8 protein-coding genes are annotated in these 11949 nt (G+C 65.6%); 5 read left to right on the top strand and 3 right to left on the bottom strand.

The genetic code is table 11. From position 1 onward, the window contains the following. Nucleotides 1-95: 95 nt before the first annotated feature. Together FHG10_RS05470 and FHG10_RS05465 are read right to left on the bottom strand one after the other, a co-directional pair. Entirely contained in the window at nt 96-281 is a 186-nt protein-coding gene (locus tag FHG10_RS05470; RefSeq protein ID WP_152352302.1) for a hypothetical protein, read from the bottom strand. A 109-nt stretch (nt 282-390) separates the two neighbouring features. After that, entirely contained in the window at nt 391-2274 is a 1884-nt protein-coding gene (locus tag FHG10_RS05465) for a hypothetical protein (RefSeq protein WP_152352301.1), read from the bottom strand. Between the two features lie 549 nt (nt 2275-2823). Between FHG10_RS05465 and FHG10_RS05460 the strand changes: the two genes are divergently transcribed. From FHG10_RS05460 to FHG10_RS05450, 3 genes are all read left to right on the top strand, one after another. Next, a complete protein-coding gene (locus tag FHG10_RS05460; RefSeq protein WP_193636203.1) occupies nt 2824-4587 on the top strand; it encodes a polysaccharide pyruvyl transferase family protein in 1764 nt (587 codons plus the stop codon). Nucleotides 4588-4931: 344 nt separating this feature from the next. Beyond that, a complete protein-coding gene (locus FHG10_RS05455) occupies nt 4932-6332 on the top strand; it encodes a hypothetical protein (protein ID WP_193636202.1) in 1401 nt (466 codons plus the stop codon). A gap of 208 nt (nt 6333-6540) precedes the next feature. Further along, a complete protein-coding gene (locus tag FHG10_RS05450) occupies nt 6541-7245 on the top strand; it encodes an acyltransferase (RefSeq protein ID WP_152352298.1) in 705 nt (234 codons plus the stop codon). A gap of 92 nt (nt 7246-7337) precedes the next feature. On the opposite strand, the gene FHG10_RS05445 is transcribed toward FHG10_RS05450, so the two are convergent. Next, nucleotides 7338-8921 carry a polysaccharide pyruvyl transferase family protein gene (locus FHG10_RS05445; protein WP_152352297.1) on the bottom strand — a complete coding sequence of 528 codons (1584 nt, stop codon included), beginning with the start codon at nt 8919-8921 and terminating at the stop codon, nt 7338-7340. 502 nt (nt 8922-9423) lie between these two features. On the opposite strand from FHG10_RS05445, the gene FHG10_RS05440 reads away from it, so the two are divergent. Together FHG10_RS05440 and FHG10_RS05435 are read left to right on the top strand one after the other, a co-directional pair. Next, nucleotides 9424-11232 carry a CDP-glycerol glycerophosphotransferase family protein gene (locus tag FHG10_RS05440; RefSeq protein ID WP_152352296.1) on the top strand — a complete coding sequence of 603 codons (1809 nt, stop codon included), beginning with the start codon at nt 9424-9426 and terminating at the stop codon, nt 11230-11232. Beyond that, complete coding sequence (locus tag FHG10_RS05435) at nt 11229-11948, top strand: IspD/TarI family cytidylyltransferase (RefSeq protein WP_152352295.1); 720 nt, start codon at nt 11229-11231, stop codon at nt 11946-11948. Before FHG10_RS05440 ends, FHG10_RS05435 begins: the two co-directional genes overlap by 4 nt. Nucleotide 11949: the final 1 nt, after the last annotated feature.

Below are 11949 nucleotides of genomic sequence, written 5' to 3'. Positions count from 1 at the left end.
GCATATCCCGCCTGCGGTGCGGATTCACTTCACCGGCGCGTTCTGTGGTGGGGGTCACGCGGCCTCGGTGCCTGGAGATCGTGAGTGGCCGGGCGTCAGCGCCCGGACTCGTCCTCCGGCGGGCTGACGGGGGAGGCGGCGGCGCGCTCCCGCTCGCGGCGACTGTCCTCCTCGTCGTGACGGCGGAAGCGCCGTCCGATGACGACGCCGACCACGACGAGCAGGATCAGCACGAGCGCGGAGATCCCGTAGAAGGCGAGGAGAGGCTCGAGCGGCATCATTCCCACGAGTCTAATCCTCGACGCCCGGGGCGGACGACAGAGGACGGGGACGGACGGCGGGGGCGGCCTCGGATGAGACCGCCCCCGCCCTCGTGGTGCGGAGCTGGGGTCACAGACCCCGCTCGGTGTCCTCGATCCCGTCGTCGAGCTCGCCCTCGCGCGGACGACGCGCCCGACGCACATGACTCTCGGACACGCTGAACGGATCCGAGTCGTCGACGGGGCGCGACGTGCCGTCCTCGGCGTCGGCGTCGGTGTTGGCGTCGGTCTCAGGGCGCGGCGCGCGTCCGTCGGCCTCGCCGACGGGGAGAGGCGCCCGGTCGTCGGCCTCGTCCACGGGTCGCGGCGCGCGTCGGTCGTCCGCCCTCGGGCTCTCCACGGGGGTCACCGCGCCGCGCGGATCCTCGTACGCGTCACCCGACAGGGGCGCGGTGTCGCCCGCGGTGGGCGCGGCGTTCGTCCGATCGGTGCCCGGGCCGCTCGCGGTCGCCCTGGCGTCAATCTCGTCCTCACTCAGGACGTGGCCGTCGGCGTCTCCGGGCTGTCGGCCGGCGTCGCGTGACGTGCCGGTCGCCGGGGCGGCCGCACCGTCCTCCACCGGCTGTGCCCGACGTGCTGCTCCGTCGTCCGCGATGAGCGACGCCTCGCGCGATGCGCCGCCGTCCACCGGTTGAGCATCTTGGTGGCGGCCCTCGGTCTGCTCACCGGGCAGCGGTTCGCGATGCGTCCCGGCGAGAGCATCGTCTCGGTGTGCGGCGTCGTCGACCCCGCCGGCATGCGACCTGGCCTCGGCGCGGTTCTGGCCGGCCTGCACGCGACCGGCTCCCGTGTTCTGCGGGGCCCCGGAATCCTGCAGGCTCTGCGGGGCCCGCGATGCGCGCTGATCCTGCGCGGCCTGAGCATCGCCGGAGTGCGCACCGGCGGCGACGCCGGCGCCCGCTGCGGCTCCTGCACCACCGGCCGCTGCGGCACGGTCGTGCTCGGCTCGTGCGGCATGGCCGCTCTCGCCGGGCACGGCATGGCCGCCCTTGGCGGGTGCGCGATGGGCACCGCGCGTGTCGTCCTCGTGACGGCCCTGCGGCCGATGCCCGTCGACGGACTCGGCGGTCTCGGGCGCATCCTCGGGGATCCGCTGATCGCGAGGGGCTGCGCCCGTCGGGGTCGCACTCGCCTCCCGCGGTGCGGGCTGCGTCGACCTCTCGCTGCGCGCATCCGGCTGGGCCGTGTGCTCCGCGTGCGCTCCGGGCCGCGGTGCGTTCTCCATGTGCGCACCCGGACGGGGCGTGCGCTCGTCGCCGGTGCCGGCCGGGTTCACGGTCGCCTCACGGGGAGCGGCGTCGACCGTGTGCGCGTCGCGCGGACGATCCTCGACCCGTTCCTGCGGGGCCGCATCCTGCCGTGCTGTGGCTCCGTCGGCCCCGGCACTCTGCTCCGCACGGTCGACGTGCTCCTCGTGCGAGGCGGCAGTTCCTGCACCGGCAGCTCCTGCGCCTGCCACACCGGCTCCGGCTGCGCCGGCGGCGACACCGGCACTGTGCCCGGGAGCTCCGCGCTCGTCGGCCCGCGGTTCGGCGTCGCCGGCGTCCCGAGTGGTCGTCTCGTCGAGGGGCGCGTCGGAGCCGTGTCGGCCGCCCGATGCCTTGGCGTCGACGTCGGGGTCGAGCTCATCGGCCTGGCGGAGCCGGTCGTCCACGTCGGCGCGCGCCCTGTCGGCATCCTGCCGCTGCTCCTGCGCGGTCTGGTCGCGGCGCTCGGCCTCGACCTTGGCCTTGTCGGCCTCGAGCTCCGTCTCGCGCGCCTGGATCTCACGCTCCTTGACCTCGACCTGGTCCTTCTGCGCCTCGGTCCGGAGCTCGGCGGCCCGCTGACGGTCGATCTCCTCCTGGCGGGCGCGCCGACGCCGGGAGCTGACGACCCCCACGATGATCAGGATGGCGAGGACCACGATGACGAGGATGATGACCGGGATGACCCAGCCGGGCAGGTTACCCATGTGCTTCTCCTTCGATCTGACCCGTTCTTCCGGGCCGGGAGGATGTGCGCGGCAGTCACTGCCGTGCTGTGCATTCCACCAGAAATGTGTGGCGGGCGCCACAGCTAGCTCAGATGCGGCTGCCGCGCAACTGGCCGGGAGGGGTCGTCCACCTAACTGCATGCGCGACATCTTGGAGTCGGTGAAGTCGATGGCCCGGTTGCTCGATTTCCGGTAACCCCTGCCTATCGGGGGCTCAGTCGAGCGGCGTTGCTCGCGATCTGGCCTATGTCGCGCTGCGGATCGACGCTACTTGGACGTGCCCCCGGCAACCGGCGATGGGGGATGGACTCATCCCAACGATGCGCTGCAGCGTCGACGCGAAGCAGATCCCGATGCGGATACGGATGTAAAGCGCCTCCTTCGGCCTCGGCGCCCAGCGAATGTGTCGGGAGCAATCGTGGTGCGAGGGGCGTCCCAGTAGGCGATCCGAGCCCAGTGACGGCCACGTTCTGGCTATCCTCTAGGTGGTGCGCCAACGTCGGTGCACTCAGAAGGCGAGGGTGCAACGTGGAGATCGGTCTCATCGGCATAAACAAGTATGCGCGATTCCTAAATTTTGCATGCCAGCTGCATGGGTATGCATTCCAGAAATTCCTGGAGAAGAAAGGATACTCCTCTACGATCCTGGACTATAAGCCCGTGACGTACGGCGACTACAACATGCGCAATCCGGCAGCGCACGCCGAGAAGGAGTACCGGGCGGCCGTCATGGCTGGCGCGTCGCCGGCCAAGCTCGAGAAGCTGGCCGATCTGGCCGTCGGTTACAGGAGCCTCACTGTCGAGCGCGCCCGAAGATTCGACCGATTCCAGGAGTTCGAGCGCAGGAATCTCGTCGTCACCGAGGAACAATACGATTCCGACCTTCTGGAGCTCCGGGACCCCGGCTTCGACTGCTACATCTGCGTGACCGACGTGATCTGGTCTTCCCACCCCGCATACGTGTTCGACCGGGGCTTCTTGTTGGGCAGCAAGGCGTTCGAGGGTAAGCCGAAGATCGCCTATGCGGCTAGCCGCGGCATCTCCAAGGACTTCACTGGAAAAACAGAAGAGCTCTTCTTCTCCTACATCAGGGAGATCGATGCGATAGGGGTGCGGGAAGCGGACCTCGAAGAGTACATCGAGCATAACTCTGATCTCGAGGCGACGACAGTTCTCGACCCGGTACTGCTGCATGATGGCGGTTTCTGGCGGGATCTTGCGGTAGCACCGCGTGAGGAGAGGTACCTGCTGCTCTATTACGTGATGGGGCGTTCCGCAGACACGGTGGAGAAGGCCGTAGAATATGCGAAGCTGCATGATCTGACGATCGTCGAGCTGTCCGACAGGCCTCTGAAATATGGTCAGGTCAACGACCCTGACGTGCGGCACGTGACGCGGTATGACGTTGGGCAGGACGAGTGGCTGGGATACATTGATAATGCGGAGTGCGTATTCACGAACTCCTTCCACGGTTGCTGCTTCTCGCTGTTGTTCGAGACTCCCTTCTTCGTCGGGAAGAGGATGGGGCAGAAGGTTCCGAATCTTCTGGCCACGTTCGGCCTCCAGGACCAGCAGTTCGCGCCGGATGACGACGTCCGCGCGTTGTCCTCGGACGTCGACTTCCGCTCGACCGACGCTCCGTTGCGGTCACTGCGCGAGCGCTCGGAGGCGTTCATCCTCGATGCACTTCGTCGCGCTGAAGCCTCGATCGCGGACGGATCCTCCATCGATCGCGAGCGGTTCGAGCAGAAACGTCGTGGCATTCAGTTCCCTGCCCATTTCCACAGTGGTGGTGCCAGCCCGTCGGTCAGCCTTCGCGCAGAGGGCGAGCGCGTGAAGACGAAGGTGGTGTCCAGCGGAGCGCTTGAGTACTGGTGGCCGGGTCGTCGCTTCGTCAACGACGGTCGCAGCGCGTTGCCGCGAGGAGAGTTCGTCGCCGCAGGACGCGCGTTCGTCGGGTGGGCCATGCGGTTCAGGATCGACAATCGTTGGCAGTGGTACCTTGCGGACGGCTCATTCGCGACGAGTGAGCAGCTCACAGCGGGCGGCCGGGCGGCCAAGGCGGTCATTCCCGACGGGGCGAGGATCCCTCACATGCCTGTTAACCACATCAGCTCGGTTGTGTTCGAGGCACGTTGGAAGAAGGACGAGACGTCCCTGCCTGTCGACTCAGGGCAGGACACGGCTGCGACGGGGACGCCTGGAGGCCGGTTTGCGAGAGGGCGCGCCCTGCTCGCTCCGCTGGGCAGGACCTTCGGCCGAGTGCGCAGAGCTTTCGTGCGTGGGGAATAGTGATCATCGTGCAGATGACTACCGCGTGAACGTGAGCGACGCTGCCTCTTCCTGCGCGAAGACTCTCCGGTGCGTGCCGTGGGCTGCCCCATCCGATTATCAATCGCCGCCGCTGCGGTCGCGCCGGATCCGGCGCGACGCGATGTGGAGGGCTGTGAGTCGCAGCCTGGGTAGTCGCATGTCGTCGGCTAGTATCCGTGACGACGGATCAGCAATGGTGCACATCTGCCACCGGCCACTGTGTCGACACCCGAGGGGGCAGTGACGCTTCCTCGAGCACATTGCATGTGTGCGCGTGTACGGGTTCGTATGGAAGTCTAAAGCGCAGGAAGAGGGGAAGGGTCATGGTTGACATCTCATCCATTGCAATTCGGGAAGACGGTGACGCTCTTGTCGTGTCGGCGAACATCGCCATGCCCGAATACGAAGGTGAGGCGTGGTACCGACTGCCGCTCGACGCCGGGACGGACATTGAGGGCGCAGCGGATTCGTTCTTCACGATCGGGATGATCCTCGCTCTGGGCAGCGACGGTACGCTGAGACTGGACAGTCCCGTTTCGAAGCGACTCGTGTACAACAAGCGGGCCATCCAGGACATCTTTCTCACCTGGTATCCGGAGAAGCTGCGGGCCTTCGACGTCGACGCTCCTGTGCGGAAGGCGGACAGCGCTCCGCGGTCGAATCGCACCATGGCCTGCTTCACGGGTGGTGTGGACTCGTTCGACACGCTGGTCAACAACAAGGGTGACATCGATGCGCTGGTGTACGTGCATGGTTTCGATATCGCGTTGTCTCGCAAGGAGATTCGCGAGGTGACTTCTGAGCACCTGCAGGCGGTGGCCGAGGAGACCGGCAAGGAGCTGATCGAGATTTCCACCAACATCCGCCGGTTCCAGAACCGAGCGGGCTCCTGGCCGCTGATTGCCCACGGCGCAGCGCTTTCATCGGTCGGACACCTGCTCAGCAGCCGCTTCGGCCGCATGCTCATGCCAGGCTCCTACACCTTCAGCGATACGTTCGCGTGGGGGACTCACCCGATTCTTGACCACCGATGGTCAAGCGATCGCCTTTCCGTCGTCGACGACGGCAATGGCTCGGATCGCGTCACGAAGATCGTGGGAATCTCGCGTGACCCCGTAGCCCAGCGGCACTTGCGTGTGTGCTGGCAGAACACCGGTAAGTACAACTGCGGCGTATGTGAAAAGTGCAAGCGCACTATGATTACGCTCTCCGTGGAGGGCGTGTTGCCGAAGTTCAAGACCTTCGAATCCAATATTTCCCTGGACGCGATTCGTGAGATGAAGGTGTCCAGCGATGGTAAGCGATCCTACGCACAGGCGAACCTGGATCACGCCGAGGCCAAAGGGGCTGATGACGTGGCCGAAATTCTACGCGGTCTGATCTCCGAGTACGACGCCAAGGTTCGAAAGAGGGGGCTCGCCGCTGGTGCGAAGGCGAACAGCGATGGTGCGGTGACCCCGCCGAACACGGGCGTCACCGGCGCTGCGAAGTCTGCGTCGGCCAAGAAGGCAGGTCCCGCGAAAGGTAAGGCGGTAGCAACCTCCGCGGGTGCGTTGGATGAGGCCTCCCCGTCGACCCTGGAGAAGCGTATGCGGACTCTCGAGAAGCGTCTGGCGGTGACGGAGGCTCGCACGGTCACGAACGCGAGTAAGCTCGGGCGGCTCCAGAAGATGTGGCCGGTGCGGTCCTGGGAGCGTTTCGCAGCCTGGCGTCACGGGGAATAAAGCCAGCTGGTGCTCTGCAGGGCACGCCGGACTCGTGCCACGGTTGTTGCTCGACCTTGACGTGGGCAGGGCACACTTCGATGTGTCGCTTGAACGGACCTTCGCCGGGACGTACCGTGCTCGGGTCGACCCGGTGGAGCCTGATCTTTTCCGCGTGTGATAGCCCTGATCACATGGCTCCCGACCCACCAGAAAGCAGGTCCCACCTTTGGAGACGCTTCGCGAGCTCGTGCCCTACTTCGACGAGCGTGGCAACTCGATCGAATACGACGGCGAGCTTCCCCCGAGCGCGAATGTGACCATCAAGCTCCGCGGCTCCGGGAACAGGCTCGTGGTCGCCCCGACTTCGAAGATCGTGGACCTGATGGTCGACTTCTCCGGCGACGACGCGCTGGTCGTCATCGGGGACACCACGGTGCCCCGCACGGGACTGCGCTTCTCGATGCGCCTGGGGCACCAGTGCACCGTCCGGATCGGGGCGAACGTCGGCGCCGAGACCAAGTCCTTCATCCGGGTCTCCGAAGGGCAGAGTGTCAATATCGGCGATGACTGCATGCTCGCTTCCGGCGTCGCATTCCGTGCCGATGACTCGCACGCGATATACGACGTGCGCACCGGAAAGAGGTCCAATCCAGCAGCCTCGATCGAGGTGGGGGAGCATGTCTGGCTCGGCAAGGACGTGGTGGTGATGGGCGGCGTGAAGATCGGAGACGGGTCCGTCGTAGGCCTTCGCGGGGTCGTCACGAAGAACCTCCCCAACAACTGCGTCGCCGTCGGGGCTCCCGCGCGCGTGGTCAAGCGGGACACCGCGTGGGAGCGCCCTCTGCTGACCTATCGGCAACCCGGCATCGGCGGACTTCCCCGAGGGCACAAGAAGTCCAAGAAGTACTGGAACAAGACCCGAGAGGACTGATCCGAGCAGCGGCAGTCGCCGCGTGCTCGGTTCCTCTCCTTTCGGAGCCTCACTGTGATGCCCGGCGGTGCTGATGGCACCCCGGGCGCTTCTCATCTCTGCGTTTCGCCCTTGACCGCAGCAAGGTCCTTGCGGGCCTGCGCCAGGTCCTTGCGCGTCTCGGCCAGGGCGACATCCTTCTTCTTGTAGCTCTCGTAGCCGCGGCGCAGCTTCCGTCGCACCTTCCCCTGATACTGCTCGTGCGAGGTGCCCTCATATCGGGGCAGGTTCTTCTCGAGCTGGCCGTAGGTGTAGGGGCGCGCCGCGCTCTCCGGGGCGACGACGTCCTTGATGCCTTCGAAGAGCGTCCGGTAGACGTCCATCAGCTCGGACGGCTTCTTCGACACGCCCTCCTCCATCGCCCGGTCCAACTGCTTGAGCACGTGGTCCGCGTTCCAGTTCTCCGACGAGATCGACCGGTGCCCGTATCCCACCGAGTCGTAGAAGTAGGGCACCTTGAAGTTCCAGGACAGCCCGATGCAGGGGACGGAGTATGCAAAGCTCGTGATGCTCGCGTGCAGGCGGTAGGCGATCACCCCGTCGCAGGCGGTCAGCTCGCTGATCAGCTCTTCGGGTGAGTTCACGGTGAACATCGTCTTGTTGATGGGGACGTCCCGCTTGCGGACGATGTTGTCGAGGAACACTTCATCGGCAAAATGTCCGGTCGTGAACAGTCGATAATCATCCCCTCGCGCCTTGAGCTTCGCGATGACATCGAGCCAGAAGTTCTGCTGATCTGCTTCCGAGAAGTTGATCTTGTTGTCCTTGAAGATGCCGGCGCGGGTGACCACGAGACCGATCCGGCGTCCGGACTTCTTCGGCGAGGACGCCGAAGCTGTCGTAGGTGCGGGCTTCGGGGTCACCGCGCTGGTGGCGGCCTCTTGCTGCCTGCGAGCCTGCACGGCGAGACGGGGGAGTGCCCGATGAGCCGTCCGGCGGGCGATCTGCTCGATCTGCCGACGCGAGGTCGACACCGCTCGCGAGAGCGCGGCGACGGTCGGCTGCGTCGCGCTTTCGTCGACGGACTCGCCTGCGTCTGCTTCCAGGGACGCGCCGAGGTCCGTTGCGGCGCTGTGCGCCACCGGGTCCGTCATCGGTCCGAACACGATGTCTGCGAACACCGCGGGGTCGGCGACGTGTGCCACGGGGATTCCTGTCTCCTCGGTGTACCTGCGCACCGAGTCGAAGTCGTCGCGCGTCGTGATCTGGCGGACCACCGGCAGCTGCAGGGCCCGCTTCAGCTGCTGGGACTTCTCGTTCTCGGAGCTGTACTTCTCGACGCCGATGCTCGAGAAGAGGACGGGCACCCCGAACTCCTGCGCGATCTCCAGAGTCGTGATCGTCTTCCGGTAGAACACCTGGTAGGAGTAGTTGAAGAGCGGCGCACCCCCGAAGATCAGCAGGTCCGCGCTCGAGATGGCCTTGCGTGCGGCTGCGAGGTGCTTCGGATCGTTGCGCTGCAGGTACTTCTTGTTGATGATGCCCGCCGCGCGGCTGTCGATGACGAACGAGTCGTCGCCGCGGCCCAGGTTCCGCATGGCTGCCTTGATCAGTGCGATCACCGATGCCTCGATGATCTGGTCGCCGACGTTGTCCGAGTCGTTGTTCGTCAACAGGAGGACCTTGAACTTGGACACTTTTGCTCCGTTTTCGTCGTGTTCAGCGGCTCGCCGCAAGCCGAACAGGGGGCGACTGCGGTTACGATGTCACCGGGCGTCCACCCTGCGTTTACTCGACGTACAGTACCCAGGGCTGGCTGGGCGCGGAAGCGGCTGAGCTATGGACGTCGTCGCCCCGGGGTGGTTGCACTGTTGCCCGTACTCCGGGTTGCTTCCGCGACACGGCTCAGCCCTTGCCGCGTCGGCCTCCGGGGTTCCGGGGGTGGGAAACATCGTTCGAAGAAGCAATGGAGAGGACACCTGTCGAGTGGCAGCGCGCTTGAGAGTGGCAGAGATCACCTGGAGTCATATCTGGGTGACGTTCAGGCTGACCTTCGACGGGATCGAGGGGCCGTCGACCGGCGCTTCGGCCGACGGACGAACTGACGCGAGAGAATCCCAGAGCGCCTCGACGGATAGCGGGCTGCCGGATGTCCCGCAGGAGCTCGCCGACGCTGCCGGTGCGTCGGTCGGCGGGACCATGGATGAAGACTCATCCGATGACCCCACTGCACTCGACGTCGATACGGGGGTCGAGTCCACCGAGGCCGAGGCCGAGGGCGTCGTCGAGGTCCCCGTGGCGCAGGAGATCGCGACCGGACCTTCCACTGTGCCGGCGCTCGAGGACATCGAGTCCGGGACCGTCGAGTTCATCTTCGTGGACAAGAAGCGTGTGCAGCGCGCCGAGGCGACGCACCTGGGCGGGCGTGACTACGAGGTCCGCATCAACGTCACCCGGTTCAACGGCCGCCGTCAGTTCCCGGATGGCACCTGGCGCATCATCCCGCGCGTGGACGGCCGTCGTGGGAAGGCTGCAACGTACGACATCGCCTCCGCGGAGGCCATTCCCGATCTCTCCCGCGTCTTCATGTACGACGCGAACAAGACCGGCTACACGATCTCCTTCGGGTTCTCCGAGGCCGAGGACCCGCCGGTCTTGCTCATGCGGGTCTACCAGCTCTTCCGGCGGGGCAAGAAGCCGAAGAAGCCTAAGCTTCCCGCGCGCATTAAGCGGTATCCGTCGACACTGCGCAAGCGACTGACCAGCCGCAAGAAGAAGAATGAAGCCCTCGCAAAGTTCTATCAGTACGTCCGCGAGCACCGGCCTGCCGGACGCAAGCCGCGCATCCTGTTCGCCTCCGAGCAGCGCCCCCGTATCGGCGGCAACCTGCTGCGGATCCGCGATCGCATGATCGAGCGGGGTCTGGACAAGGACTTCGAGTTCAGCGAATCCTTCCGCATCCCCAGCACGAGCGACAAGCGCTCGACGCTGCGCGCTGTGAAGCTGCTCGCCGAGGCCGACTTCGTGTTCATCGACGACTACTTCGCGATGTTCGACTCCCTCAAGCTGGCCAAGGACTGCACCATCGTGCAGGTCTGGCACGCGGGCAGCGGGTTCAAGGCCGTGGGCTACAGCCGATTCGGGAACTACGGGTCGCCCAAGCTCCAGAATGCGCACCGCCGGTACACGTACGCGATCACCGGTTCGAAGCATCTTGTCCCGGTCTACGCGGAGGTCTTCGGCATCGAGGAGGAGGCCGTCGTTCCCACCGGCCTGCCGCGCATCGACTCCTTCTTGGACCCCGACCGCACCGAGCAGGTCGAACAGGACTTCTATCGCGAGCACCCGGACCTCCGGGGCAAGCGGCTCATTCTGTTCGCGCCCACTTTCCGAGGCCGCGGGATCAAGGACGGGTACTACGACTTCGACAAGATCGATTTCCAGGCGCTCTACGACTACTGCGGCGACGACTCCGTCGTCCTGTTCCGCATGCACCACTTCGTGAGCAAGTCGATCCCGATCCCTCCGGAGTACTCGGACCGCCTGCGCGACTTCTCGCACTTCCCTGACGGGAACGACCTTCTCCATAATGTCGACCTGCTGATCACCGACTACTCGTCGATCATCTATGAGTACTCGCTGCTCGAACGGCCCATGCTGTTCTTCGCCTACGACAAGGACGTGTACTCCACGACCCGCGGCTTCCACCGTGACTACGTCGACACCGCCCCGGGCAAGGTGTGCGGGACCTTCGACGAACTGCTCACGGCGATGCGGGACGAGGACTACGAGCAGTGGCGCCGTGAGAAGTTCGTGCGCGAGAACTTCGACCACGTCGACACGCATTCCGCCGACCGCGTCATCGACTGGCTGATCCTCGGCCGTCCGATCGGCACACCCGTCGAGGGCGAGGGCGTGATCGAGTCGCAGGCGCTGAACGATCTCTCCGCCGAGTCGGCGGACACGACCGGTACGAACGACCCGACCGTGAAGGAGAACGCATCATGACCGTCGGAGTGATCTTCGCGGGAGGCAGCGGCACCCGCATGAACACCCGGGCACTGCCCAAGCAGTTCCTCGAGGTGAATGGGCGTCCGATCATCGTCCACACCCTGCAGCACTTCGAGGACCACCCCGAGGTCGATGCGGTCGCCGTGGCGATCCTCCCGGCGTGGCGGGAGCACTTCCAGAAGCTCGTCTCCCGCTACGAGCTCACCAAGGTGCAGTGGATCGTGGACGGCGGAGGCACGGGCCAGCAGTCGCGCCACCGTGCGCTGCAGGCCGTGGCGGAGGACCGTCCCGGCGAGACCGTAGTGCTCGTCCACGACGGCGTGCGACCGCTGCTCGACGAGGACCTCATCACGAAGAACATCCGCGGCGTCGAGGAGCACGGCTCCGCGATCACCTGCTCCAAGGTCAACGAGACGATCGTGACCAGCGACCACGGCGATGTCGGGTCGATCATCCCCCGCGGCAACCTCTTCGCAGCCCGGGCACCCCAGAGCTTCCGCCTCGGTGAGATCCTCTCCGCCTATGACGCGGCCGTGGCCAGTGGCGAGGATGACACGATCGATTCGTGTTCCGTGATGAAGGACTTCGGTAGCGCGCCGCTGCACCGCGTCGACGGTCCGGTGTCCAACATCAAGATCACTACCGCGGAGGACTTCTACATCTGCCGCACCTACTTCGAGCTGATCGAGAACCAGCAGATCGCGGGGTTCTGAC

It is taken from the genome of Brachybacterium subflavum, from assembly GCF_009299795.1.
Classification (GTDB): Bacteria; Actinomycetota; Actinomycetes; order Actinomycetales; family Dermabacteraceae; genus Brachybacterium; species Brachybacterium subflavum.
Note: the sequence above shows the minus strand (reverse complement) of the source record. Positions and strands in the feature narration are given on the sequence as shown.

Coding starts and splice junctions, on each gene's coding strand:
- FHG10_RS05465 (WP_152352301.1), bottom strand. CDS start 2,274: ATGGGTAACCTGCCCGGCTGGGTCATCCCGGTCATCATCCTCGTCATC.
- FHG10_RS05455 (WP_193636202.1), top strand. CDS start 4,932: ATGGTTGACATCTCATCCATTGCAATTCGGGAAGACGGTGACGCTCTT.
- FHG10_RS05470 (WP_152352302.1), bottom strand. CDS start 281: ATGATGCCGCTCGAGCCTCTCCTCGCCTTCTACGGGATCTCCGCGCTC.
- FHG10_RS05435 (WP_152352295.1), top strand. CDS start 11,229: ATGACCGTCGGAGTGATCTTCGCGGGAGGCAGCGGCACCCGCATGAAC.
- FHG10_RS05440 (WP_152352296.1), top strand. CDS start 9,424: ATGGATGAAGACTCATCCGATGACCCCACTGCACTCGACGTCGATACG.